Annotated in this window: 24 protein-coding genes; 16 read left to right on the top strand and 8 right to left on the bottom strand. The window is 58.8% G+C overall.

The features are described from left to right. The first annotated feature begins 14 nt into the window (after nucleotides 1-14). The 9 genes from SIB38_RS15030 to cysE all read left to right on the top strand — a co-directional run bounded on the left by SIB38_RS15030 (nucleotide 15) and on the right by cysE (nucleotide 8,470). A complete protein-coding gene (locus tag SIB38_RS15030; RefSeq protein ID WP_412550501.1) occupies nucleotides 15-428 on the top strand; it encodes a phage major tail protein, TP901-1 family in 414 nt (137 codons plus the stop codon). Between the two features lie 2 nt (nucleotides 429-430). Further along, nucleotides 431-751 (top strand): gene transfer agent family protein, encoded by a 321-nt coding sequence (locus SIB38_RS15025; RefSeq protein ID WP_294115101.1) that lies wholly within the window; start codon nucleotides 431-433, stop codon nucleotides 749-751. Nucleotide 752: 1 nt separating this feature from the next. Beyond that, nucleotides 753-962, top strand: a complete 210-nt coding sequence (locus SIB38_RS15020) for a rcc01693 family protein (RefSeq protein ID WP_294115099.1) — start codon at nucleotides 753-755, stop codon at nucleotides 960-962. Next, complete coding sequence (locus tag SIB38_RS15015; RefSeq protein WP_412550500.1) at nucleotides 949-1,602, top strand: phage tail tape measure protein; 654 nt, start codon at nucleotides 949-951, stop codon at nucleotides 1,600-1,602. Before SIB38_RS15020 ends, SIB38_RS15015 begins: the two co-directional genes overlap by 14 nt. Before the next feature lie 9 nt (nucleotides 1,603-1,611). Then, nucleotides 1,612-2,244 carry a TIGR02217 family protein gene (locus tag SIB38_RS15010; protein ID WP_412550499.1) on the top strand — a complete coding sequence of 211 codons (633 nt, stop codon included), beginning with the start codon at nucleotides 1,612-1,614 and terminating at the stop codon, nucleotides 2,242-2,244. Continuing rightward, the gene (locus tag SIB38_RS15005) at nucleotides 2,244-3,131 is read left to right on the top strand and encodes a DUF2163 domain-containing protein (RefSeq protein WP_412550498.1); all 888 of its coding nucleotides are present in this window, start codon (nucleotides 2,244-2,246) and stop codon (nucleotides 3,129-3,131) included. Before SIB38_RS15010 ends, SIB38_RS15005 begins: the two co-directional genes overlap by 1 nt. Beyond that, nucleotides 3,131-3,598 carry a peptidase gene (locus tag SIB38_RS15000; RefSeq protein ID WP_294115090.1) on the top strand — a complete coding sequence of 156 codons (468 nt, stop codon included), beginning with the start codon at nucleotides 3,131-3,133 and terminating at the stop codon, nucleotides 3,596-3,598. Before SIB38_RS15005 ends, SIB38_RS15000 begins: the two co-directional genes overlap by 1 nt. 6 nt (nucleotides 3,599-3,604) lie before the next feature. Then, nucleotides 3,605-7,528 (top strand): glycoside hydrolase/phage tail family protein, encoded by a 3,924-nt coding sequence (locus SIB38_RS14995; RefSeq protein WP_412550497.1) that lies wholly within the window; start codon nucleotides 3,605-3,607, stop codon nucleotides 7,526-7,528. Between the two features lie 126 nt (nucleotides 7,529-7,654). Beyond that, complete coding sequence (cysE, locus tag SIB38_RS14990; RefSeq protein ID WP_294115087.1) at nucleotides 7,655-8,470, top strand: serine O-acetyltransferase; 816 nt, start codon at nucleotides 7,655-7,657, stop codon at nucleotides 8,468-8,470. Between the two features lie 68 nt (nucleotides 8,471-8,538). Here cysE and SIB38_RS14985 read toward each other — a convergent pair whose 3' ends face one another. The 4 genes from SIB38_RS14985 to SIB38_RS14970 all read right to left on the bottom strand — a co-directional run bounded on the left by SIB38_RS14985 (nucleotide 8,539) and on the right by SIB38_RS14970 (nucleotide 12,666). Next, nucleotides 8,539-9,849 carry a pyruvate dehydrogenase complex dihydrolipoamide acetyltransferase gene (locus SIB38_RS14985; protein WP_294115085.1) on the bottom strand — a complete coding sequence of 437 codons (1,311 nt, stop codon included), beginning with the start codon at nucleotides 9,847-9,849 and terminating at the stop codon, nucleotides 8,539-8,541. Nucleotides 9,850-9,861: 12 nt separating this feature from the next. Next, a complete protein-coding gene (locus SIB38_RS14980; protein ID WP_294115082.1) occupies nucleotides 9,862-11,235 on the bottom strand; it encodes a pyruvate dehydrogenase complex E1 component subunit beta in 1,374 nt (457 codons plus the stop codon). Nucleotides 11,236-11,255: 20 nt separating this feature from the next. Further along, on the bottom strand, nucleotides 11,256-12,245 hold the full coding sequence (gene pdhA / locus SIB38_RS14975; protein WP_294115080.1) for a pyruvate dehydrogenase (acetyl-transferring) E1 component subunit alpha: 990 nt from the start codon (nucleotides 12,243-12,245) through the stop codon (nucleotides 11,256-11,258). Nucleotides 12,246-12,363: 118 nt separating this feature from the next. Further along, the gene (locus SIB38_RS14970; RefSeq protein ID WP_294115078.1) at nucleotides 12,364-12,666 is read right to left on the bottom strand and encodes an FtsB family cell division protein; all 303 of its coding nucleotides are present in this window, start codon (nucleotides 12,664-12,666) and stop codon (nucleotides 12,364-12,366) included. 164 nt (nucleotides 12,667-12,830) lie between these two features. Between SIB38_RS14970 and SIB38_RS14965 the strand changes: the two genes are divergently transcribed. The 3 genes from SIB38_RS14965 (at nucleotide 12,831) to SIB38_RS14955 (ending at nucleotide 15,273) form a co-directional block, all read left to right on the top strand. Beyond that, nucleotides 12,831-14,450, top strand: a complete 1,620-nt coding sequence (locus tag SIB38_RS14965; protein ID WP_294115076.1) for an acyl-CoA dehydrogenase family protein — start codon at nucleotides 12,831-12,833, stop codon at nucleotides 14,448-14,450. Between the two features lie 286 nt (nucleotides 14,451-14,736). Beyond that, nucleotides 14,737-14,886, top strand: a complete 150-nt coding sequence (locus SIB38_RS14960; RefSeq protein WP_412550496.1) for a hypothetical protein — start codon at nucleotides 14,737-14,739, stop codon at nucleotides 14,884-14,886. Between the two features lie 81 nt (nucleotides 14,887-14,967). Then, nucleotides 14,968-15,273, top strand: a complete 306-nt coding sequence (locus SIB38_RS14955; RefSeq protein WP_412550495.1) for a hypothetical protein — start codon at nucleotides 14,968-14,970, stop codon at nucleotides 15,271-15,273. A gap of 15 nt (nucleotides 15,274-15,288) precedes the next feature. On the opposite strand, the gene SIB38_RS14950 is transcribed toward SIB38_RS14955, so the two are convergent. Further along, a complete protein-coding gene (locus SIB38_RS14950; protein ID WP_294115073.1) occupies nucleotides 15,289-15,864 on the bottom strand; it encodes a ubiquinol cytochrome C oxidoreductase in 576 nt (191 codons plus the stop codon). A 205-nt stretch (nucleotides 15,865-16,069) separates the two neighbouring features. On the opposite strand from SIB38_RS14950, the gene SIB38_RS14945 reads away from it, so the two are divergent. Continuing rightward, the gene (locus SIB38_RS14945) at nucleotides 16,070-17,221 is read left to right on the top strand and encodes a lytic murein transglycosylase (RefSeq protein ID WP_412550494.1); all 1,152 of its coding nucleotides are present in this window, start codon (nucleotides 16,070-16,072) and stop codon (nucleotides 17,219-17,221) included. A gap of 53 nt (nucleotides 17,222-17,274) precedes the next feature. On the opposite strand, the gene SIB38_RS14940 is transcribed toward SIB38_RS14945, so the two are convergent. Both SIB38_RS14940 and SIB38_RS14935 read right to left on the bottom strand, forming a co-directional pair. After that, a complete protein-coding gene (locus SIB38_RS14940; protein WP_294115070.1) occupies nucleotides 17,275-18,168 on the bottom strand; it encodes a fructose bisphosphate aldolase in 894 nt (297 codons plus the stop codon). 168 nt (nucleotides 18,169-18,336) lie between these two features. Next, a complete protein-coding gene (locus tag SIB38_RS14935; protein WP_412550493.1) occupies nucleotides 18,337-19,527 on the bottom strand; it encodes a phosphoglycerate kinase in 1,191 nt (396 codons plus the stop codon). Between the two features lie 129 nt (nucleotides 19,528-19,656). On the opposite strand from SIB38_RS14935, the gene SIB38_RS14930 reads away from it, so the two are divergent. Next, nucleotides 19,657-20,169 carry a peptidylprolyl isomerase gene (locus SIB38_RS14930; RefSeq protein WP_294115064.1) on the top strand — a complete coding sequence of 171 codons (513 nt, stop codon included), beginning with the start codon at nucleotides 19,657-19,659 and terminating at the stop codon, nucleotides 20,167-20,169. After that, nucleotides 20,162-20,707, top strand: coding sequence for a peptidylprolyl isomerase (locus SIB38_RS14925; RefSeq protein WP_412552050.1), 546 nt, complete (start codon nucleotides 20,162-20,164; stop codon nucleotides 20,705-20,707). The genes SIB38_RS14930 and SIB38_RS14925 overlap by 8 nt, the downstream gene beginning before the upstream one ends. 90 nt (nucleotides 20,708-20,797) lie before the next feature. Here the strand turns inward: SIB38_RS14925 and SIB38_RS14920 are convergent, their stop codons facing one another. Beyond that, complete coding sequence (locus SIB38_RS14920) at nucleotides 20,798-21,952, bottom strand: 50S ribosomal protein L11 methyltransferase (protein WP_412552049.1); 1,155 nt, start codon at nucleotides 21,950-21,952, stop codon at nucleotides 20,798-20,800. Between the two features lie 218 nt (nucleotides 21,953-22,170). Here SIB38_RS14920 and SIB38_RS14915 point away from each other — a divergent pair, with 218 nt between their 5' ends. After that, nucleotides 22,171-23,151 carry a DUF3179 domain-containing protein gene (locus SIB38_RS14915; RefSeq protein ID WP_412550492.1) on the top strand — a complete coding sequence of 327 codons (981 nt, stop codon included), beginning with the start codon at nucleotides 22,171-22,173 and terminating at the stop codon, nucleotides 23,149-23,151. Nucleotides 23,152-23,200 lie beyond the last annotated feature (49 nt).

Below are 23,200 nucleotides of genomic sequence, written 5' to 3'. Positions count from 1 at the left end.
TTTGGAGAGAGATCATGGGTGCGCAAAATGGCAAAGACCCTCTGATCAAGGTGGATCTGACCGGAGCCGGGGCGTTTGAAACCGTGGCGGGGCTGCGGGCCACACGCATCAGTTTCAATGCGGAAAGTGTGGATGTGACCTCGCTTGAGAGCCAAGGCGGATGGCGCGAGTTGCTGGCTGGCGCGGGCATGAAATCGGCCGGGATCAGCGGCTCGGGCGTGTTCAAGGATGCCAGCACGGATGAGCGGGCGCGGCAGATCTTCTTTGACGGGGAAACGCCGGACTTCCAGGTGATTATCCCGGATTTTGGGATTGTTGAAGGCGCGTTTCAGATCACGTCGATTGAGTATGCGGGCAGCCACAATGGAGAGGCGACCTATGAGATGGCGATGGCCAGTGCCGGGGCGCTGAGCTTTACGGCGGTGTGATAATGGCCAATCCGTTTGCGGGCGAAGTTGCGCTGACGATCGATGGGCAGCGGCATGTGTTGAAGCTCACGCTGGGTGCTTTGGCAGAGCTGGAAGACGGGTTGGGAGAGGACACGTTGGTGTCGCTGATCAGTCGGTTTGAAACAGGCCAGTTTTCTTCGCGAGATGTGCTCGCATTGATTGTGGCGGGGTTGCGCGGCGGTGGTTGGCAAGGGCGCAGGGCGGAGCTCTTGCACGCGGAGATCGAGGGAGGCGCAATCGAGGCGGCCCGAGTGGCTGCGCAGTTGTTGGTGCGGGCATTTGGGCCTTTGACGGTGACATAGCATGACAGCGTTTGATTGGCCGGTTTTGCTGACCACTGGCGTTCAGCGGCTTGGATTGCGACCAGAGGAGTTTTGGCGCCTGACGCCGGCGGAATTGGCGCTGATGCTTGGACAGGGCGGTGCGGAGACCTCCCTTGCACGGGCAGGGTTGGAACAGCTGATGAGCGCATATCCGGATTCGGAAGGAGCGGCAGGTGATGGAAGAGATTGACAGTTTCGAAGGGCAATTGGACGCACTGGAGGTGAGCCTGGGACAGGCCACGGATATGGTTGCTGGCTTTGACGGGGAACTGAGCAACATGCGCAAGATCCTGGGCGCAGCAGGGCAGGAAGTGGCCTCTCTGGAAAAGAGCCTGAGCAAGGATTTGCGCAAAGCATTCAGCGGGTTGGCCTTTGACGGTGTGAAGCTGTCGGATGCCCTGAAAACTCTGGCGACCTCGATGATGAACACAGCGTTTAACGCAGCGATGAAGCCGGTGACGGATGGGCTTGGCAAGGTTGTGACCTCAGGCATTGGTGGCCTGATGCAAGGGCTGTTGCCTTTTGCCGACGGGGCACCGTTTACGCAGGGGCGGGTGATGCCATTTGCCAACGGCGGCGTGGTGAGTGGACCGGTGAGCTTTCCGATGCGCGGTGGGCGCGGGTTGATGGGCGAAGCCGGGCCAGAGGCGATCATGCCGCTGGCGCGCGGGATGGACGGAAAGCTTGGCGTGCGCAGCCAGGGCGACAGCCGTCCGGTGCAGGTGGTGATGAACATCACAACGCCGGATGTGGACGGCTTCCGCCGCTCGCAAAGTCAGATTGCAACGCAGATGAGCCGCGCCTTGGGGCAGGCCAAGCGCAACCGATAGGAGGCGACGATGAGTTTTCACGAAGTGCGATTTCCAGCCAGTCTGAGTTTTGGCTCCCTTGGTGGGCCTGAGCGCCGCACCGAGGTGGTGACGCTTGTCAACGGTTTTGAGGAACGCAACACGCCTTGGGCCCATTCGCGGCGGCGCTATGATGCTGGCTTTGGTATGCGGTCGCTGGATGACATTGAGACTTTGATCGCCTTTTTTGAGGCACGACGCGGACAGTTGCACGGGTTTCGCTGGAAAGATTGGGCAGACTTCAAGTCTTGTACGGCCTCCAAGGGCATCGACCATCGGGATCAGGCGGTTGTCACGGGCGATGGCGTGACCACAGAATTTCAGTTGATGAAGACCTATCAATCTGGCGCACATAGCTATGCGCGGCCCATTCGCAAACCGGTGGATGGCACCGTCACGGTGGGCTTGGAAGAGGCGCTTTTGCAGGAAGGCGGCGATTTTGAGGTCGACCTGACCACTGGGATTTTGAGTTTCGACACGCCGCCGTTTTCCGGAGCGCAAATCTCAGCGGGGTTTGAGTTTGACGTGCCGGTGCGGTTTGACGCGGACAATATTCAGACCAGCTTGGCGAGTTTCAAGGCGGGCGATCTGCCGAATGTGCCGGTGATAGAGGTGCGGATCTGATGGGGTTTCAGGCGGAGTTATTGGCGCATTTGCAGAGTGGCGAGACCACGGTGGCGCGGGCCTGGGGCATCACGCGCAAGGATGGCGTGACGTTGGGGTTTACCGATCACGATCAGGATCTGAGTTTTGACGGGTTTGTGTTCAAAGCCGCAACAGGGCTGACAGCGAGTGCAATCGAGCAAGGGACAGGGCTGTCGGTAGACAATGCCGAAGCCATTGGCATGTTGTGTGATGCGGCGGTCACGGAGCATGACATTGAGGCCGGACGGCTGGATGACGCCGAAGTTGTCTCATGGATGGTGAACTGGGTCGATGTCAGTGAACGCAGTGTGGTGTTTCGCGGTTCCATCGGGGAAATCCGACGGGCGGGAGGGGCGTTTGTCGCGGAATTGCGTGGGCTGGCGGAAAAGCTGAATGTGCCACGAGGGCGGGTTTATCAGCGGCCTTGTACCGCCGTACTTGGGGATGCCGCATGCCAGTTTGATGTTTCTGATGCAGCCTTTCAGGTGCAGGTCTCTGTGGCGCAGGCGGATCAAGGTCGGATGTTTGATCTAAGTGCGATATCGGGTTTTGACGAAGGATGGTTCACGCGTGGGCAGCTTCAAGTTGTTAGCGGGGCAGCGCAGGGCTTGAGTGGCTTGATCAAGCGGGATTGGGTTGCGGCAGATGGGGCGCGGCAAATTGAGCTTTGGGAAGCGCTGCGGGCGGAAGTTAGTGTGGGCGATGAGGTTTTGCTCACGGCGGGCTGCGACAAGCGGTTTTCTACCTGCCGCAAGAAGTTCTCCAATCTTTTGAATTTTCAGGGATTTCCGGACATTCCGGGCGAAGATTGGATCAAAAGTTATCCCAAAAAGAATGGCGGGAACACCGGCGGGAGTTTGCGCTGATGGACACACTTGGAGAGGCGGTTGTTGCGGAGGCGCGGCGATGGATCGGCACGCCCTACGTGCATCAAGCCAGTTGTTTGGGGGGCGGAGCAGATTGCCTAGGGCTGATCCGCGGCGTGTGGCGTGGGCTTTATGGTGCTGAGCCTGAAGCCGTGCCTGCCTACACCAATGATTGGTCAGAGGCACATGGCAAAGAGGTGCTGTGGCAGGCCGCAATGCGCAACTTGGTTGCCAAGGGTCCAAGGGATGAGGCTCCCGGCGACGTGCTGTTGTTTCGGATGAAGGCGGGGGCCGTGGCGAAACACTTGGGCATTTTTGGGGAGATCGGACGGGAGCCAACTCTGATCCATGCTTATGGCGGACATGCAGTGGTGGAAAGTCCCTTAAGTGGGCCTTGGCGCCGCCGGGTTGTGGCGCGGTTTACCTTTCCGAGGGGCGTTCAGAGCACAGTTGGTGAGAGAGGGTAACGCGTTATGGCTACGTTGATTTTAGCGGCTGCCGGTGCGGCGGTTGGCGGTGCGGTAGGCGGTGGTTTGGTCGGAGTGTCCTCTGTGGCCATTGGGCGGTTGGCTGGGGCTTCGTTGGGGCGTGTGATCGACCAGAAGCTGATGGGAGGCGGCGCCGATGTTGTGGAAACCGGAAAAATCAAACGCTTCCGGCTCACTGGTTCTGCGGAGGGCGCCGCTCAGGCGCGGGTGTTTGGGCGGGTTCGCGTAGCCGGGCAGGTGATTTGGGCCACGCGGTTTTTGGAAACTTACGAGGAAACGGGCGGGGGCAAAGGTATGCGCCAAGCGCCGAGAACCCGCGCCTACAGCTATTCGGTCTCGCTTGCGATTGCTCTGTGTGAAGGGGAGATTTTACGGGTCGGGCGCATTTGGGCGGACGGTGACGAAATTGGCCGCGAGGAGCTGAACCTGCGAGTTTACACAGGCTCTGACAGCCAGATGCCGGACCCCAAAATGGAGGCGGTTGAAGGAGCTGGGACCGTGCCTGCGTATCGGGGGACAGCTTATGTGGTGATCGAAGACCTTGAGCTGGGACGGTTTGGCAACCGCGTGCCGCAGTTCAATTTTGAAGTTGTAAGGGCAACGCCAAAGCACGTTCCCGAAGGCGCCGCCGACTATAGCGAAACGGTGCGGGCGGTGGCCTTAATGCCGGGGACGGGGGAGTATTCTTTGGCAACCACGCCGGTCTACTGCCGACAGGGCAATGGCGAAACAAAAGTGGCCAATGAGCACACGCCGTCTGGCCTGACCAATTTTGTCACATCCCATGAGGACTTACAGGAAGAGTTGCCGAAGTGTGGTGCGGCCTCGTTGATCGTGAGTTGGTTTGGGGATGACCTGCGTATGGCGGATTGCCGTTTGCGCCCCAAGGTTGAAGACGCCGAGGTGGACGGGGACAACATGCCGTGGCGCGTGTCTGGAGTGGCGCGTGGGGAGGCGGAGGTTATCGCCAAGTTGGATGGGCGGCCCGTCTATGGCGGAACACCGACGGACGACGCTGTTGTTCAGGCCATTCGCCACATGGATGAGCAGGGCACCAAGGTGACGTTTTACCCCTTCATTCTGATGGAACAGATGGCAGAAAACGGGTTGCCAAATCCTTGGGACGGTGCGGCGGACCAGCCGGTGTTGCCGTGGCGGGGGCGGATCACGGCTTCAAAGGCACCAGGGCAAAGTGGGTCACCTGATGGGACAGCGCAGGCGGATGCCGAGGTGGCAGCGTTTTTTGGTACGGCAATGGCGGCGGATTTTCAGGTGGGCGCAGACAGCGTGACGTATTCCGGGCCCTCTGAGTGGTCTTACCGGCGTTTTATTCTGCACTATGCGGCGCTCTGTGCAGTGGCAGGGGGCGTAGAAGCCTTTTGTATCGGCTCAGAAATGCGGGGCCTGACACAGGTGCGTGGGGCAACGGGGTTTCCAGCCGTTCAAGCCCTCAAAGACCTTTCGCAAGAGGTGCGGTCTTTGTTGGGGCCGGGGGTGAAACTCGGCTATGCGGCGGATTGGTCAGAGTATTTTGGCTATCACCCGCAGGATGGTTCCGGTGATGTGTATTTCCACCTTGATCCGCTTTGGTCGGACCCTGAGATCGATTTTGTTGGCATCGACAACTACATGCCGCTGTCGGATTGGCGGGACACAGATGTGCATTTGGACAAGGAAGGTTGGCGCGGGCCTCAGGATATCGCCTACCTGAAAGCCAACATAGAAGGCGGCGAGGGGTTTGACTGGTTTTATGCCTCGGCTGAAGCGCGCGAGGATCAGGACCGCACGACGATTTCCGATGGCGCTTACAACGAGCCATGGGTGTATCGCTACAAAGATTTACGGAACTGGTGGGGGCAAGCGCAACATGAGCGGATTGGCGGCGTCCGCCAGGCCACACCCACAAATTGGCAACCCCAGAGTAAGCCTATTTGGTTCACGGAAATAGGCTGTGCTGCCATCGACAAAGGTGCCAATCAGCCCAATAAGTTTCTGGACGAGAAGTCCTCGGAGTCTGCAATCCCGTATTTTTCCAATGGGTTGCGAGAGGATGCTGTGCAGCAGCGATATTACCAAGCGCTTCACGAACATTATGCGGATACGGAGATGAATCCGGTATCCACTGTCTATGGTGAACCGATGGTGGACCGCGATCATATGTTTGCCTGGGCCTGGGATGCGCGGCCGTTTCCGGCTTTTCCCAATGAGCGAGACCTATGGAGCGACGGGGGCAATTATCACAAAGGCCATTGGATAAATGGGCGGGTGAGCAACCGCACGCTGGCTTCAGTGGTGGAAGAGGTTTGCGTGAATGCGGGCATTGCTGATTATGATGTGTCTGGTTTGACCGGCGTGGTTCGCGGATTTGAGCAAGGTGATGTGTCTGATGGACGCGCCGCGTTGCAGCCATTGATGTTGCGACATGGGTTTGATGCGGTTGAGCGGGACGGTGTGCTGCGCTTTGTTATGCGTGGCGATCAGACCGGAAGTGCGGTTGATCCGGAAGAGTGCGTGGACTCCAAAGAGATCGAGGGGGATATTGAATTCACGCGGCAATCAGATGCGGAATTGGCAGGCCGCGTGCGCTTGAACTTTGTGCAGGCGGAACGGGATTTTGAGGTCGTGTCCGAAGAGGCCATCCTACACGACGAGGCGACTTTTGCGGTGGCGCATAGCGAAGTCGAAGAGGTTCTGACGCGAGCAGAGGGGCGACAGACAGCTGAGAGGTGGTTGGCGGAAGCGCGTGTTGCGCGGGATCGCGTGAAACTGGCTCTGCCACCAAGCAAAATGAACATTGGGGCAGGCGATCTTGTCGAGGTTCCTTTGTCAATCGGCGAGACACAGGCGTATCGGATGGATCGGCTGACGCAACAGGGCGCGCAGGTTTTGGAAGGCGCGCGCACGGAGCTGGCGCTGTACAAAACGGCGGAGATGCCGGAGGATGTCGTGCCTAAGAGCCGGTTTGTTCCGCCGGTGCCGGTACAAACGCTGTTTATGGATCTGCCTTTGGTCACAGGTGACGAGCATCCCCACGCGCCGCACATTGCGGTGACAGCTCGTCCTTGGCCGGGCGCAGTTGCGGTGTATGCCAGTGATCGCGATGAAGGGTACGCATTGGATTCTTTGGTCGAAGGCAGTGCGATGGTGGGCGTGACGGAAACGCCACTTGTGCGCTCTACACCCGGCATTTGGGATCAGGGCGAACCGCTGCAAGTGCGCATGGTGAACGGTGCGTTGCGCAGTGTGAGCGCACAGGACGTGCTCAACGGGCAAAACCTGGCGTTTATCGGCGATGGGGCTTCCGAGAATTGGGAAGCGTTACAGTTTCAGAATGCGGAGCTGATTGGGGAAGAGCGCTATGCCCTGTCAACACGGCTTCGCGGGCAATTGGGCACAGATGCCCTGGCACCTGGGGTTTGGCCGGCGGGCAGCTGGATTGTGTTCAGATCGTCTCAACTGACGCAGTTGCCACTGGCGCGACATCATCGTGGGCAGGCTAGGTATTTTCGGATTGGTCCGGCGCAACGCGGACTGAATGACCCGAGTTACACCCTTCATTTGGAGAGTTTTGACGGCAATGGCCTGCGCCCCTATGCTCCAGTGCATTTGACACACGTGACCCAAGCCTCCGGCGACATCGACATCACTTGGATACGGCGCGCCCGCTTAAATGCGGACAGTTGGGACGGGTTTGAGGTGCCTCTAGGCGAAGAAAACGAGAGCTATCTGCTACGCGTTCGACGTGAGGACGTGGTCGTGCGAGAGGTGCAAGTATCGGAACCCAAATGGCAATTCCTCGTAAGTGACCAGGCTGCGGTTGGAGGTGTCGCGGGTCTTTCGGTTGACGTTGCGCAAATTTCAGCAGTGTATGGGCCTGGGCCGTTTCGCTCCATTTCTCTGGGGGCTTGAGCCCAAAAGTCCTTGTGCTTCACCAACTTGTGTTTCATTCGATTTGCTTTTTGGCATCTTCACACCTTTGAATTTGCGGCGCTTTGCCTAGGTGGTGTAGACTGGCAGGGAGAAAAGGGGACCAGGATGGCTGAGACGCAACCCAAAGTGACCGAACTTGACCCGGTCTGGCAGCGCATTACGCGAGAAGCGGAAGAGGCGGTAAAGGAAGAGCCGTTGATGGGCGGCCTGGTGCATGCCTGCGTTTTGCACCATCGCACCATTGAGCGTGCGTTGAGTTATCGATTTGCCGCGAAGCTGTCCTCCAACGAGATGTCGATGGTGATCCTGCGAGAGATCGCAGATGAGGCCTTTGCCTCTGATCCGGCGATTGCAGAATCTGCTCGGGCGGATTTGATGGCGATTTATGACCGCGATCCGGCGTGCCATCGTCTTTTGCAGCCGATCCTGTATTTCAAAGGGTATCAGGCTGTGCAGGCCTATCGCATTGGTAATTGGCTATGGCGTCAGGGGCGCACGGATTTGGCGTACTTTATTCAGATGCGTACCAGTGAGATTTTTGGCATCGACATTCACCCAGCCGCCAAGATTGGCAAAGGCATCATGATCGACCACGCGCATTCCATTGTGATTGGCGAGACCGCTGTCGTGGGGGACAACGTGTCGATGCTGCACTCAGTGACGCTTGGTGGCACCGGCAAAGAGGAAGAGGACCGCCATCCCAAAATAGGCGACGGCGTTTTGATTGGCGCCGGAGCCAAGGTGCTGGGCAATATCAAAGTGGGCCACTGCAGTCGCGTGGCTGCTGGTTCTGTGGTGCTGCAAGAAGTGCCGCCATGTTCGACCGTAGCCGGTGTACCTGCAAAAGTGGTCGGCGAAGCGGGCTGTGATCAGCCTGCCGTGAATATGAACCAGGATATTGGTGACTGTAGCAAAGGCTGACAGGTCATTGATTTAAATGGAAAAGGACCGCATGGTGCGGTCCTTTTTGCGTTGTCTGGTGTGTTGTCTCAGGCCAGCATTGCCATTGGGTTTTCCAGATTGTCGACAATGGAATTCAGCAGCTGTGCCCCCAAGGCACCATCAATCACACGGTGATCGACGGACAGGGTTACGGACATCACAGTTGCGACCTCCAGATCACCTTCGGCGTTCACAACCGGTTTCTTGGTGCCTGCGCCGACCGCTAGAATCGCGCCATGCGGCGGGTTGATCACCGCATCAAAGTTGTCGATGCCGAACATGCCGAGGTTGGAGATGGCAAAGCTGCCGCCTTGGTACTCATGAGGGGCCAGTTTGCGATCTCTTGCACGGGTGGCGAGGTCTTTCATTTCCGCAGAGAGTGCGGAGAGGGACTTCATCTCGGCGTCTTTGAGCACCGGGGTGAACAGGCCACCTTCGATGGCTACGGCGACGGCCACATCAGAAGGCGACAACTTCAAGATACGGTCGTTGGCCCAAACGGCATTGGCTTCCGGCACTTCTTGCAAGGCCAACGCACAGGCTTTGATGATAAAGTCATTCACCGATAGCTTTGCACCGCGTTTCTCGAGCTGCTTATTGAGCTGGCTGCGGAACGCCAAAAGAGCGTCCAATTTGATGTCGCGGCGCAGATAGAAATGCGGGATCGACTGTTTGGCTTCTGTAAGACGCGCGGCGATGGTTTTGCGCATGCCGTCCAGAGCAACCTCTTCGAAGTCGCGGTCCGCGTACATTTTGAGGACCGTGTCGGTGTCCGGACCGCTAGGCAGTTTGGTTGCTGGCGCCGGTGCGGATGGTTTTGGCGCAGTTGCCACGGGCTGAGTAGCAGGTGATGCCGTCGCGCCTTCAACATCTGCCTTCACGATGCGTCCCCGTGGGCCGGACCCCTGAATGGTCGCGAGGTCCAAGCCTTTGTTGGCTGCGATGCGTCGTGCAAGTGGCGATGCGAAGATGCGATTGCCGTCTGCCGCTACAGGGGCCGCGGGCGCTGCGGGGGCAGGAGGCTCTGGAACCTCGGAGGTGGCGGATTCAGGTGCACTTTCGCTCACTGCGGCAGGCGTCGCAGCTGGAGTAGCGCCAAGATCATCCGTGCTTTCGCCGTCTTCGAGCAAGATGGCAATAGGCGAGTTCACAGCAACGCCTTCGGAGCCTTCCGGCACCAGGATCTTGCCGATCACGCCGTCCTCGACGGCTTCAAATTCCATAGTGGCCTTGTCGGTTTCAATCTCCGCCAACAGGTCACCAGAGGACACTTCGTCACCTTCTTTGACCAGCCATTTGGCCAGAGTGCCTTCTTCCATAGTGGGCGAGAGGGCGGGCATGAGGATTTCAATAGGCATGTGCGTGTCTCCTCACCGATAGGTCACTTTTTTCACTGCCGTGATGACCTCATCTGTGGTCGTCAGCGCCAGTTTTTCGAGGTTGGCCGCATAAGGCATCGGGACGTCTTTGCCGGTGCAGTTGATCACCGGGGCGTCCAGATAGTCAAATGCGCGTTCCATGATGGTCGCGGACAGGTGGTTGCCGATGGACCCCACCGGCCAGCCTTCTTCCACGGTTACACAGCGGTTTGTTTTCATCACCGAGGCGATCACTGTGTCATAGTCAATCGGGCGCAGCGTGCGCAAGTCGATGACTTCGGCGGAGATGCCGTCTTCTGCCAGTTTGTCTGCGGCCTCGAGGGCGTATTGCATGCCTATGCCGAAGCTGACGATGGTCACGTCAGAGCCTTCGCGCCAGATGCGGGCCTTGCCGAAAGGAATGGTAAAATCATCCATGGCGGGCACTTCGAAGCTGCGGCCATACATGATTTCGTTTTCCAGGAAAATCACCGGGTTTGGATCGCGGATCGCAGATTTGAGCAACCCTTTGGCGTCAGAGGCCGAGTAAGGCATCGCAACTTTGAGGCCCGGTATTTGAGCATACCAGGCGGCATAGTCTTGACTGTGCTGCGCACCGACACGCGCTGCCGCACCGTTAGGACCACGGAACACCATAGGTGCGCCCATTTGGCCGCCAGACATATAGAGTGTCTTGGCTGCGGAATTAACAATTTGATCAATGGCTTGCATGGCGAAGTTGAATGTCATGAATTCAACAATCGGCTTCAAGCCGCCAAAAGCCGCGCCCACTGCGATACCGGCAAAACCATGCTCGGTGATGGGCGTGTCGATGACCCGCTTGCTGCCAAACTCGTCCAGCAGACCCTGGCTGACTTTATAGGCGCCTTGATATTCTGCGACCTCTTCGCCCATCAGGTAGACGTCTTCGTCACCGCGCATCTCTTCGGCCATGGCGTCCCGCAGCGCTTCGCGCACGGTCTGGGTTTTCATGGGCGTGCCTTCGGGCCAATCCGGAGACAAATCCGGCGCTGGCGCGGCTGGGGCGGCTTGAGCAGGCACAGAGGCAGGGGCGTCGGCGGCAGGAGCTGGTGCGCTGGCATCAGACGCTTCTGGAGCTGCCTCAATAGCGCTGACGTCCTCGCCTTCTTCGGCCAGAATGGCGATGGCTGTGTTCACGGCCACACCCTCGCTGCCTTCAGCCACAAGGATTTTGCCAATCACACCTTCATCGACGGCCTCAAACTCCATTGTGGCCTTGTCGGTTTCGATTTCGGCAATGATATCACCGGACTGTACGGTGTCGCCTTCTTTGACCAGCCATTTGGCCAGCGTGCCTTCTTCCATGGTCGGAGAGAGGGCGGGCATGAGAATTTCAGTAGCCATATCTATGTCCTCTCGTTGGCTTATGCGTAGATGTCGGTCCAGAGTTCGGACTCGTCTGGCAGGGGGCTTTCCTTGGCGAAGTCCGCCGAGGCATTCACGACGGCTTTGATCTCTTTGTCGATCGCTTTCAGATCATCCTCAGAGGCGTGTTTGCCGGTCAGGAGCATCTGACGCACGCTTTCGATCGGGTCACGCTCCTCACGCATTTTCTGCACTTCTTCGCGGGTGCGGTACTTTGCGGGGTCGGACATGGAGTGGCCGCGATAACGGTAGGTTTTGACCTCAAGGATGTAGGGACCCTTGCCGGAGCGACAGTGTTTCACGGCGCGTTCGCCGGCGTCTTTGACTGCGAGGACGTCCATGCCGTCGACCATTTCTCCAGGAATACCAAAGGCTTCACCGCGTTTGTAAATGTCCTGTGAGGAGGTGGAACGGGCCTGAGCGGTGCCCATGGCGTATTGGTTGTTCTCGATAACAAACACCACCGGGAGATCCCAAAGTGCGGCCATGTTGAAGGTTTCATAGACCTGACCCTGATTGGCAGCGCCGTCGCCAAAATAGGTGAAGGTAACGCGGCCGTTGTCTTTGTATTTGTCCGCAAAGGCGAGGCCCGCGCCGAGAGGAACTTGGGCGCCGACAATGCCATGGCCGCCGTAGAAATGCTTCTCTTTTGAGAACATGTGCATGGAGCCGCCTTTGCCCTTGGAGTAGCCGCCCTCGCGGCCAGTCAACTCAGCCATCACACCGTTGGCATCCATGCCGCAGGCCAGCATGTGCCCGTGGTCGCGGTAAGATGTGATGCGCTTGTCACCTTCTTCTGTTGCGGCTTCTAGGCCCACAACCACGGCTTCCTGGCCGATGTAGAGGTGGCAAAAACCGCCGATCAGGCCCATGCCGTAGAGTTGGCCGGCCTTCTCTTCGAAGCGGCGGATCAACAGCATGTCGCGGTAGTATTGCGTGAGGTCTTCGCCCGAGACGTTGGGCTTCTTTGCAGCACGTTTTGCCGCCATGGTGGCTCCTCCCAAAGACAAAATGGTTTAGTGTTAAACCATACTTGCAGGAAGGGTAGCGGATCACCGCATGGGTTGCGAGTGGAAAAAGGTCTGTAGTGTCAGGATGTTCGTGGATTTAGCGAATGACAAGCTCGTCAGCGCGGATCATACCAAGCACGTCGCGGGCCTGTTGATCCAGCAAATCAAGGTCCAGATAGCTGTCAGACAGTCGGCGGGTGAGGTTTTCCATATGGGCCACTTCCGCCTGTGCCAGAGCCAGCTCGGCTTCCAGCTGCTGCTTTTCCGCCAGGATCTCCACACGACGGAACAGGCCGTAATCGCCTTGCACAGCGGCGAAGGTGAAGTAGATCGCCAGCGTGAAAGCGATGCCGAAAAACGCAAGCGCGCCAAGGGCCGGTTTGGTGGAAGATGCTGTCATTTTTGCCTCTGAGTGCGGCTTTGCGCCGTCTGATTTCTTTATATCTTAGGTGATTCGCTGTGTGAATCCCTTAACGACAAGTTTTTTCATTTATTTTTGTGACGTGACGGGAATGTTGGCAGGGCGTTTTTCTCCGGTCAGGCTGGGTGCGGGAGGAGCCAGAAATGACCACATCACGGCCGGTGTCACAGTTAGGATCGCATGAGGTTTTTAACCAACCTGAACCGCAGCGGGCGGTGGATCTTTGGGGGCAGGATCACGCGCTAAGAGAGCACGCCACAGCGGCGGGTGCGCGGGTGGATCATTTGGCGCAGGTTGGGGCCGAATGTGGCGGTGAGACGCTAAGACAGGCGGCGGAGGACGCGCGGCGGGATGTGCCGCGGCTCAAGACGTTTGATCGGGCTGGACGGCGGGTGGATGAGGTGGAGTTTCACCCCGGCTACCACGCGGTGATGCAAGCGGGCTTAGAAGCGGGCTATGCCTCTGCGGCTTGGGACGGGCAGGCTGGCGGGCATGCGACCCATGCGGTGCTGACCTACTATATGGCGCAGCTGGAGCCGGGCGTGGCCTGTCCATTGACGATGACTTACGCGGCTGTGCCCGCGCTGCGGCATCAGCCGGATCTGGCAGAGGTTTGGACACCGCGTTTGACCTCAGGTGTTTATGATCCCCGCACCACGCCGATTGGCGCCAAACAAGGCGCGACGCTGGGCATGGCGATGACCGAAAAGCAGGGTGGCAGCGATGTGCGGGCCAACACCACCAAAGCCAGTCGCGATGGCGAGGCGTATCGACTGAATGGGCACAAATGGTTCTGTTCCGCTCCAATGTGTGACGGGTTCCTGACGCTGGCGCAGGCCGAGGGCGGGCTCACTTGTTTTCTGGTGCCGCGCTGGCTGGAAGGGGAGCGCAATGGCATTCGTATTCAACGGCTTAAGGACAAGCTGGGCAATAAGGCCAATGCCAGTTCTGAGATTGAATATCACAATGCGCTGTCCTACCGCGTCGGCGAAGAGGGCGCGGGGGTGCGGACCATTATCGAAATGGTGCATCACACGCGTTTGGACACGGTGTTGGCTCCGGCAGGGTTGATGCGCGCGGCGGTGCAAGAAGCGCATTGGTGGGTGGCGTCACGCTCTGCGTTTCAAAAGCGCTTGATCGACCAGCCGCTGATGCGGTCTGTGTTGGCCGATTTGGCGGTGGACACTGAGGCAGCTTTGTCGGTGGGCATGTTCCTCGCAGGTGCTTTTGATCGCGACGATGTGGAGAGCCGCGCTCTGGCGCGGATTGGCGTTGCCTTGGCGAAATACCTCAACAACAAACGCTGTATTGGCGTGATTGCGGAGGCGATGGAGATGCTGGGGGGCATGGGCTACGTCGAGGAGACGCCGATGCCGATGCTTTATCGTGAAGCGCCGCTCAATGGCATCTGGGAAGGCTCCGGCAATGTGATTTGTCTGGACGTCTTGCGGGCGCTGGTGAAGGAGCCAGAAGCGTGCGAAGCGCTGCGCGCAGTGCTGACATCGGTGACCGGATCAGATCCGCGGTATGATGCGGCTTTGAAGGTGCATTTTGAGCGCTGGCCGGGGCTTCCCCATGAGGCGGAGGCGCGGTGGTTTGTGGAAAGCTTGGCGGTGCTTTTGACCGCGGCGAGCCTGATTAAAACCGCGCCGTCGGAGGTGGCGGAAGGCTATGTCAGCTCGCGGGTTGCAGGGGATCGCGGGGCGTTTCCCGGGGCCGTGCGCGGCATGGATGTGGACGCCATCATTGCGCGGTTGGGGTAGGGCGTTAACCGGCTAAATTGTGCCAAATTTCACGTCGGTATTTTGTCTGTATCGCGACTGTTTTGCGGAGGTGCGTGTTTTGCGCGTGCCAAATGTTGCGTTTGTGAAGGCAGCGGGCGGTGGGCTAGGCGGATTGAAACGATGCTCTCCGCATGGAGGCGTTTGATGCGCACCTTCTGAGTGATGGACCGGTTGCAAGGAATGCTCTACCCTAACAAGAAATTTACCTTCAACGGGCCGTGCCTATGCTTGGCCCAAATCGTATTTTTTGAAAGGAATAGCCTTCATGAGCCTGTTTAACCCTGTTCAGACCTTTGTGACCGGATTGACCGCTGCGGCGGCACTTTTCGCGGCGTCGATGAGCTTTGCCGCGGATGACACCGTTCTGCCGACCTCTGGTGACAATGTGGAGACCTATTTGAGTTCAAAATACTAGACGGTCTTCAAGAACAACACGCGGCAGTCCTGTTTCATTGAGTGGCGCAGCGAAAACAGCGTGGTGCAGGCGGGTCTCACCATGGCGCAGGACGCTGCCTATTTGGGAGCCTTTGTCAAAGGCGAAGCGCCGGCGGACGGGGACCGCGAGATTGCGATTGTGGTGAATGGCAACATCTACTCGGGGACGGCGTCGTCTGTGTCCCAGACCGTTTCTGGCGGCTTCACCGGCGGTTACATCGTTTTTGACAACCCGCAGTTTGTGGTCGATCTGGAAAAAGCCCGCGAGTTTGTGGCATTCCAAGGCTCGCCGCGGGCTGTGACCGTGAAGCTCAAAACACCCAAAAATGCAATTGAACGGGCGCAGGAGTGTATGGCGAAGTTTTGAGATCGGTTTCCGAAATCATCTGAACCTTTGAATATCGGTGAGATCAATCAAAACGGACTGTCGGTTGTCATCAAACCGAGTGGGCACAACTTGTAAGTCGTGCTCGCTTGGTCCTTTTTTGACGCGTCCCCATAGATCAAAATGCGTGCCGCGACAGGGATCAAAAAAGCCGCCAAAATCCCCCGCATCGGCCAAGGTGACGCAGCCGATGCCACCCATGTCCACCGGGCTGATCACAAGCCATTCGAGATATGTGAATTGCTTGGGGTCCATGTCCGCTTCGAGTGATCCGTCCTGCAGGCTCTCCAGTATGTCGTCATACGCAAGGCTGGAATCCCACTGAACCAGCGCGGTTGCCATTTGTGGCAGGCTGCGCCGCCAGATCACCACTGGTTTCCCGTTAAAGCCGCTGAAAGCCGTGTCTCCGGGAGCCATGTCGACGACCGATATTTGGTGCAAGTTGGCGTTGGTTTGCGCCGTCACATCTGCGGTGGGGGTCGCGCTGTTCGCCGAGTAGTAGAGCCCAGTCGCCACTGTGGCAAACAGCCACCCTGCGGTGAGGTAATAGAGCGCGTTGTTTTTGTTGATCATAAAAACTCTGGCTTCTTTAAAGTCACTGGCGGCGTTATCCCCATATAACGCTTAAGTTGAGTTTTGAGAATACGTGGCGACGGCGTAGAGGAAGGTGTTCCTTGCCTTTTGTCGCGTATTTTCCCTCTCGCCCCTCCCAAAAATCTCTGCCACACTTCTTGGCAATGAATTTGGCACATAGGCCGGACAACAAGAGGCAGTTGGTATGAGTTTTTCACGTCGGAACTTTCTGGTGGGGTTGTCGTCATTGGCATTGGCGGCCTGTCAGGGCACCTCGACCACGCCGTCACGGCAGACTGCGTCTATTGCGCAAGGGTTGCCGGTGGATTTGCGGCCCACGCCCAATGGCGCCTATGACGCTTGGGTTACGAGTTTTCGCGGGCGGGCTTTGAGCGCGGGGATCAGTGAGACCACGTTGAACGCGGCGTTTCGCAACACCGGGTATTTGCCGGGGGTGATCAAGCGCGATCGCAACCAGACAGAGTTCACCCGCACGCTGGAGGATTATCTGTCGATAGCAGCCTCGGATGAGCGGATTGCCAAAGGCAAGGCGGCGTTTGCGCGGCATGGCAGCACGCTGCGCAATCTCAAGCAAAGCTATGGCGTGGATGCGGAGATCATCTGTGCGATCTGGGGGCTGGAGAGTTACTATGGTGAGCGCAAGGGTGACATTCCTGTGATCTCGGCCACCTCGACGCTGGCCTTTGATGGGCGGCGCGGGAGTTTTTATGAGAAGCAGCTGATTGCGGCGCTGAGGATTTTGCAGAACGGCGATATCACGGTGGACCGCATGACCGGCAGCTGGGCCGGAGCGATGGGGCACACGCAGTTTATTCCCACGAGTTATCAAGCCTTTGCGGTGGATTATACCGGGGATGGGCGGCGCGATATCTGGTCGGATGATCCATCGGATGCTTTGGCCTCCACGGCGGCTTATTTGCAACGCAATGGCTGGACACGTGGTGTGTCTTGGGGGCGGGAACTGCGGCCGGGGGAGAGCGCGGGGCGGGTGATCCAGCCGCAGGCCGGTGGGCCGCGGTTTGGGGTGACCGGGAATTTCTCGGCAATCAAACGCTACAACAATTCGGACAGTTACGCGATTGGCGTGGGGCATCTGGCGGATCGAATTGCTGGGGGCGGACCTTTGCGGACAGCGTTCCCGCCGGATCAGTATGGGCTCACCAAAGACGACCGGATTGCCTTGCAGTCGCGTTTGACGGCGCGGGGATATGACACTGGTGGGGCGGATGGCGTGCTGGGGCCAAAGTCTAACGCCGCCATTGCCGACTATCAGCGCAGTCGCGGATTGGAGCCGACGGGCGACCCGTCGCAGGCGTTGTTGGCCTCATTGGCTTGATATGAAAAGGCGCCCCGTGAGGAGGCGCCTTTTTTGATGTCTGTCGCTGAGGTTTAGCCTGCGATGGAGGCTTGGTAGATGCCTTCGATGCTGTCTGCGATGGTGGCGGCAAATTCGTCGTCGCTCTGCTGCGCAGACAGGCCTTCGGTCAAGGCGCGGGAGAAGCTGGCAATCATGCCGGTGTTTTCCGCCAGCTTTGCGTTGGCTTCTTCGCGGGTGTAGCCGCCGGAAAGGGCCACAACTTTCATTACGCGGGGGTGGTCGACCAGAGATTTGTACTGGTTGGCTTTGGATGGCAGAGTCAGTTTCAACATCACCTGCTGATCTTCGGGCAGGATGTCCAGCGCGGCGGTCAGCTCGGCCAAAAGGATGTCTTCGGCCTCGGCTTTGTCTGCGATGGAGATGGTGACCTCTGGCTCGATGATCGGCATCAAACCGTGGCCGATGATTTGCTCACCAACCATGAATTGCTGTGCGACGATGGCGCGGATACCGTCGGCGTTGGCGGCCGAGATCACGGAGCGCATTTTGGTGCCAAACACACCCTTGGATACTGCGCGCTCGCAGAGGGTGTCGAGCTCTGGCATGGGTTTCATCATCTGAACGCCGTTTTCTTCAGCTTCCAGACCTTTGTCGACTTTCAGGAAAGGCACAACGCCGCGCTTCTCCCACATGTAGGTCGGGGTCGGGGTGCCGTCGATGTCGCGGTCCATGGTCATTTCAAACAGGATTGCGCCAACCACTTTGTCGCCGGTGAAGGCCGGGGCCTGTGCGATGCGGGAGCGCATGCCGTGGATCAGGTCAAACATCTCTGCGTCGTTGCTGTAGGCATCCGCCTGCACGCCGTAGAGGCCGAGGGCCTTTGGGGTAGATCCGCCGGATTGGTCGAGCGCGGCGATGAAGCCTTGGCCGTTGGAGATCTTTTCTGCTTGAGCTTGGTTTGACATATCTGTCCCCATCAAAAAAATGGTTGTGAATAAAGGGTTAAAGCCCCGTTGCCCTAGCTCATAGAGGAGCCGGCCAACGGGTGCAATTATGGTGGCGCTACCGCTCATTAATTTGAGTGTCGGATTAAATTTGCGCCTTTGTTTTGCGCGGTTTGCGCAAATCTGGTGTTACTGGCTCAGTGCTGCCACGCCGGGCAGTTCTTTGCCTTCCATCCATTCCAGGAATGCGCCGCCTGCGGTGGAGATGTAGCTGAAGTCAGCCGCAGCGCCGGAGGCGTTTAACGCCGCAACGGTGTCACCGCCGCCGGCCACAGACACCAGAGCACCGGATTTGGTGAGCGCGGCGGCTTTGAGAGCAGCGGCGTCGGTGGCGGCGTTGAACGGTTCGATTTCAAAAGCTCCCATTGGACCGTTCCAGATCAGGGTCTTGGAGGCCTCGAAGACTTCAGAGACCTGCGCAACGGTGGCAGGCCCCGCGTCCAGGATCATGGCGTCGGCGGGGCAGGCGTCGGCAGCTACGGTTTCGTTGGCGGCGTTGGCGGCAAACTCACGCGCCACAACCACATCGGTGGGCAGCACGATGGTGCAGCCAGCGGCCTTGGCTTTGGCGAGAATTTCAGACGCGGTGTCGGTCATGTCGTGCTCGGCCAGCGATTTGCCGACGTCGATGCCTTGCGCTGCGAGGAAAGTGTTGGCCATGCCGCCGCCGATTACGATGTTGTCGACCTTGGAGACGAGATTGCCGAGCAGCTCCAATTTGGTGGAGACTTTGGCGCCGCCCACAACCGCAGTGACCGGACGGACCGGATCGGCCAGCGCGCTTTCCAGCGCGGAGAGTTCGGCCTGCATCAAGCGACCGGCACAGGCGGGCAGGGCGTGAGCCAGGCCGCAGGTGGAGCTGTGGGCACGGTGGGCGGCGGAGAAGGCGTCGTTGCAGAAGATGTCGCCGAGTTTGGCCATGGCGGCAGTCAGGTCGGCGTCGTTTTTGGTTTCGCCCGCGTGGTAGCGGGTGTTCTCCAAAAGCAGCACATCGCCATCGGCCAGCGCGTTCACGGCAGCTTCGGCCGCGGGGCCGACACAATCCGCGGCAAACATCACTTTGGTGCCAAAGGCCGCTTCAAGAGCAGGGACCAGTTGTTGCAGGGACATCTCTGGCACACGTTCGCCTTTGGGGCGGCCAAAGTGCGCCAGTAGGATCGGTTTGCCGCCAGCGGCGAGGATGTCCTTCACGGTGGGGACAATGCGGTCGATGCGGGTGGTGTCGGTGACCACGCCGTCCGCAACCGGCACGTTGATGTCCACGCGGGTCAGCACGTTTTTGCCGCTCAGCTGCATTTCATCGAGGGTCTTCCACGCCATGGTCTCAATCTCCAAAGAAAATCCGTTGCCGCATTCCTAGCGCACTGGAGCACGGGGTCAACGCTCTCTTGGCAATCGCCGTAGGGATGTTTAACTACGGGGCAAGAATTTACATTGAGGAGCGCCGAAATGGCTGAGATCAAAGATCCTGAGAACACAATCCTGATGGAACTGACCGGTGGCACGGTTGTTATCGAGCTGCTGCCGGATGTGGCACCGGGTCATGCCGAGCGCATGAAAGAGCTGGCACGCTCTGGTCAGTACGACAACGTGTGTTTTCACCGCGTGATCGACGGCTTCATGGCGCAAACCGGCGACGTGGCCAACGGCAACATGGAAAAAGACTTCAACATCCGCATGGCGGGCACCGGTGGTTCCGATCTGCCAAACCTCAAGGCGGAATTCTCCAAGCTGCCACACGACCGCGGCACCCTGGGCGCGGCGCGCAGCCAGATGCCTGACTCCGCGAACAGCCAGTTCTTCATCAACTTCAAAGACAACCACTTCCTGAATGGCCAGTACACAGTTTATGGCCGTGTGGTTGAGGGTATGGAGCATGTGGACGCGATTGTACGTGGCGAGCCACCTGCGAACCCAGACCGTATGATCAGCGTAAAGGTGGCTTCAGATGTCGATGCTTAAGCTTGCAGCGACGTTTGCCGTGATGGCCAGCCCGGCGCTGGCCGCTGGTCTTCAGATTGAGGTGGAAGGTGAGGCCAATGGCGTCATTACCATCGACCTGTTGGAAGATGTAGCGCCAAAGCACGTTGAGCAGATCACCGCGTTGGCCGCCGAAGGCCAGTATGATGGCGTGGTGTTCCACCGCGTGATTGACGGCTTCATGGCGCAGACCGGTGACGTGCAATATGGCAAAATGGGTGGCGACATGCGCATGGCGGGCCGGGGTGGGTCTAACCGTCCGGACCTGCCTGCGGAGTTCTCTGACATCAACTACGACCGTGGTGTTGTCGGCATGGCGCGCAGCCAGAACCCGAACTCCGCCAACAGCCAGTTCTTTATCATGTTTGCACCGGGCCCATTCCTGAACGGCCAGTACACCGTTGTGGGTCAAGTGACCGATGGCATGGATGTGGTCGATGCGATCAAACGTGGCACCGGCCAGAACGGCGCTGTGGTTGGTCAGCCGGACATGATGAAGAAAGTCTCTGTGACCGAGTGATTTTAAGAGCGCCCGTCGGCGTTGCTCAAAGAAAAATGGCCCATCGCAGCTTTGCGGTGGGCCTTTTGTGTTTTGTGTTGTGTGTGCGCCTTAGTGCATCGGACGCTCGGAAGAGGGTGTCTCCTGCGTGTCTGGTACAAACCATGACGGAGTGGCCTCGGGCAAAGGCGCAAAGGTGCTGCGGCTGTTGACACCACGCTGCCAGATGATGGGGCGCTCTGCCGGGGCAGTGTCGTGGATCGACACGCTGAGCTTGGTGGCGTCGTGTTGCGCGGTGATGGTGACTTGCGACCCAACACTGACCGGCGTGGAGTGCTCCAGCAGATAGGAGAAACGCCCCCAGTGGCCGTCGGTGTTGAGGTCATTGGAGACCGAAATGCCCGGCGCCAGCACCATGTCAAAGCTGACCACAACCGCATGGGCGGTGCCCATGGTGGTGCAGAACAGCGGCAGGGTGGTTTTGCCGTGGGACATATCCGGGCGGGTGAAGTCGAAGTGGAACAGCTCGCTGGTGGGGCCTAAGGGACGCAGGCCGCAGGCGGCGGAGTCGTTGGGGGTGACCTGCGCGACATTGGCAAATTTGTGGAAGGCGGAGAGGTCAAAGCCTTCGGCCTCAAGTGGGCGGTACTGGTTGCGCAGGGTGGCGCTTTCCACCAGTTGCGCCTTGAGCATGCCGCTTTCCGGCACGGCCCGGGCGTTGGGTTTGGCGAGATGCTCCATCGCGTGGGCCAGTGTGGCCAGAGCGCCTTCGCCGAGCAGGTTGCTGTCGACAATTTCAGAGACCACAACGTCGGCGCGCTCTGGCAGGTCCTCGCCGATGATCAATTCATGGGACCATTTGGACAGCACGGTGATTTTCTCGCTCAGACCATTGTCGGCGATCACCTGTTTGGCGGCGGCGGCAATCAGCGGCTGGCCTTCGATGGCGTAGACGTGCTTGGCGCCTGCGCGGGCGGCGAGCATGGCGGTGAGGCCGGCGCCGCATCCGATGTCGAGCACAATGTCGCCCGGCTGCACCTTGGCGGCGATGGCTTTGGCGTAGGCTTGGTTGCGCACGGTGTCGGCCAGCATGGGGAAGTGCCAGCGGGGCACAAACATCTGATGCAATTGCTCTTTCAGGAGATGCGCCGCGTGGTGATGCGGGTCTTTCTCAAGCGCTTGGGCCAGCAGATTGGAGGCGTGTACACCGCCATCGCCCAGGGGGGCGTTTTCGGCGAGGGCCACGAGGCTGTTGGCGTCCAACATCTCAAAACGGGGTTCAAACTCGGCAATGAGATCGAGGTCGGCGGCAGAGGGTTGTTCTTCTAACAACTTTAATTTTCCTTTTTTGAGGCAAATGCTGCGGAGCTAGCTATGCGGCAGAGGGATTGAGGATTGGTAAAGGCGTCTCACATCTGCGTGTGAGGGCTGGTGCGGAGGCAGGTTTCGGCGCAGGCTTTTGAGAAGCGCGGGAGGGTTGGTCTATGGCATTGAAACGATTGGGACGTTTGGCGGCGGTGGCTGTGGCTTTGGCTGTTGGGGGGACGGCTTGGGCTGATCCGAGTTTCTGGAAGCATGAGTGGCCGGAGACGGATTTTTCCAGAACCAGCATCAACAATTGGGTCGAGATCATGAGTGGTGGGCCGCCCAAAGATGGGATTCCAGCGCTGAGTGATCCGCAGTTCATTCGGGTTGGCGACGAGAGCCGGATTGGGGATCGCGAGCCGGTGGTGACGGTGGAGATGCCCGGTGAGCTGCCACGGGCTTATCCGATCCGCTATCTGACCTGGCATGAGATTGTAAATGATCAGGTGGGCAAGACGCCCATTGCGGTCACTTTTTGCCCGTTGTGCAATTCTGCAATCACCTTTGATCGGCGGGCCAAAGGCAAAGTTCTGACGCTTGGGGTGTCGGGCAAGCTGCGCAACAGCGACATGGTGATGTATGACCGCGAGACCCAGAGCTGGTGGCAGCAGGCGATTGGCACTGGGATTGTGGGTGAGATGACCGGGGTGAGGCTGAAGGCTTTGCCCACCTGGATGGAGAGCTGGGCGCAGTTCAAGGCGCGGCATCCGAAGGGGCTGGTGATGGCGGAGCCGCCATACAACCGTGACTATGGGCGCAATCCTTATGTGCGTTATGACAGCTCGGCGCGGCCGTTTCTGTTTAGCGGAGAGAACCCGCCGCATGGGATGCCACCCTTGGTGCGGGTGGTGCGCGTGGGGGATCGGGCCTGGCCGATGACGCGATTGGCCGAGGAAGGCAACGTGTCAGAAGCGGGGATCACCATCTCTTGGCAGGCGGGGCAGGCGTCGGCGTTGGACAAAGCCAACATCGGCAAGAGCAAGGATGTGGGCACCATTCGGGTGAGGGACGGCAGCGGAAACGATGTGCCGCATGATGTGCTGTTTGCCTTTGCCTTTCATGCGTTTTGGCCGGATGGGCAATGGATGCTGGACAAGTAAGCCCGCGCGCCAAACATGTCAGAACCGTTGATTGAAACCGGTTTTCCGC

The sequence above is a fragment of the Shimia sp. MIT910701 genome, assembly GCF_047126315.1.
In the GTDB taxonomy this organism is placed as follows: domain Bacteria; phylum Pseudomonadota; class Alphaproteobacteria; order Rhodobacterales; family Rhodobacteraceae; genus Shimia.
Note: the sequence above shows the minus strand (reverse complement) of the source record. Positions and strands in the feature narration are given on the sequence as shown.

Bases quoted from the DNA above. Each gene is read 5' to 3' on its own strand.
- SIB38_RS15030 (WP_412550501.1), top strand. From the start codon at position 15: ATGGGTGCGCAAAATGGCAAAGACCCTCTGATCAAGGTGGATCTGACC.
- SIB38_RS15025 (WP_294115101.1), top strand. From the start codon at position 431: ATGGCCAATCCGTTTGCGGGCGAAGTTGCGCTGACGATCGATGGGCAG.
- SIB38_RS15020 (WP_294115099.1), top strand. From the start codon at position 753: ATGACAGCGTTTGATTGGCCGGTTTTGCTGACCACTGGCGTTCAGCGG.
- SIB38_RS15015 (WP_412550500.1), top strand. From the start codon at position 949: ATGGAAGAGATTGACAGTTTCGAAGGGCAATTGGACGCACTGGAGGTG.
- SIB38_RS15010 (WP_412550499.1), top strand. From the start codon at position 1,612: ATGAGTTTTCACGAAGTGCGATTTCCAGCCAGTCTGAGTTTTGGCTCC.
- SIB38_RS15005 (WP_412550498.1), top strand. From the start codon at position 2,244: ATGGGGTTTCAGGCGGAGTTATTGGCGCATTTGCAGAGTGGCGAGACC.
- SIB38_RS15000 (WP_294115090.1), top strand. From the start codon at position 3,131: ATGGACACACTTGGAGAGGCGGTTGTTGCGGAGGCGCGGCGATGGATC.
- SIB38_RS14995 (WP_412550497.1), top strand. From the start codon at position 3,605: ATGGCTACGTTGATTTTAGCGGCTGCCGGTGCGGCGGTTGGCGGTGCG.
- cysE (WP_294115087.1), top strand. From the start codon at position 7,655: ATGGCTGAGACGCAACCCAAAGTGACCGAACTTGACCCGGTCTGGCAG.
- SIB38_RS14985 (WP_294115085.1), bottom strand. From the start codon at position 9,849: ATGCCTATTGAAATCCTCATGCCCGCCCTCTCGCCCACTATGGAAGAA.
- SIB38_RS14980 (WP_294115082.1), bottom strand. From the start codon at position 11,235: ATGGCTACTGAAATTCTCATGCCCGCCCTCTCTCCGACCATGGAAGAA.
- pdhA (WP_294115080.1), bottom strand. From the start codon at position 12,245: ATGGCGGCAAAACGTGCTGCAAAGAAGCCCAACGTCTCGGGCGAAGAC.
- SIB38_RS14970 (WP_294115078.1), bottom strand. From the start codon at position 12,666: ATGACAGCATCTTCCACCAAACCGGCCCTTGGCGCGCTTGCGTTTTTC.
- SIB38_RS14965 (WP_294115076.1), top strand. From the start codon at position 12,831: ATGACCACATCACGGCCGGTGTCACAGTTAGGATCGCATGAGGTTTTT.
- SIB38_RS14960 (WP_412550496.1), top strand. From the start codon at position 14,737: ATGAGCCTGTTTAACCCTGTTCAGACCTTTGTGACCGGATTGACCGCT.
- SIB38_RS14955 (WP_412550495.1), top strand. From the start codon at position 14,968: ATGGCGCAGGACGCTGCCTATTTGGGAGCCTTTGTCAAAGGCGAAGCG.
- SIB38_RS14950 (WP_294115073.1), bottom strand. From the start codon at position 15,864: ATGATCAACAAAAACAACGCGCTCTATTACCTCACCGCAGGGTGGCTG.
- SIB38_RS14945 (WP_412550494.1), top strand. From the start codon at position 16,070: ATGAGTTTTTCACGTCGGAACTTTCTGGTGGGGTTGTCGTCATTGGCA.
- SIB38_RS14940 (WP_294115070.1), bottom strand. From the start codon at position 18,168: ATGTCAAACCAAGCTCAAGCAGAAAAGATCTCCAACGGCCAAGGCTTC.
- SIB38_RS14935 (WP_412550493.1), bottom strand. From the start codon at position 19,527: ATGGCGTGGAAGACCCTCGATGAAATGCAGCTGAGCGGCAAAAACGTG.
- SIB38_RS14930 (WP_294115064.1), top strand. From the start codon at position 19,657: ATGGCTGAGATCAAAGATCCTGAGAACACAATCCTGATGGAACTGACC.
- SIB38_RS14925 (WP_412552050.1), top strand. From the start codon at position 20,162: ATGCTTAAGCTTGCAGCGACGTTTGCCGTGATGGCCAGCCCGGCGCTG.
- SIB38_RS14920 (WP_412552049.1), bottom strand. From the start codon at position 21,952: ATGTTGGACGCCAACAGCCTCGTGGCCCTCGCCGAAAACGCCCCCCTG.
- SIB38_RS14915 (WP_412550492.1), top strand. From the start codon at position 22,171: ATGGCATTGAAACGATTGGGACGTTTGGCGGCGGTGGCTGTGGCTTTG.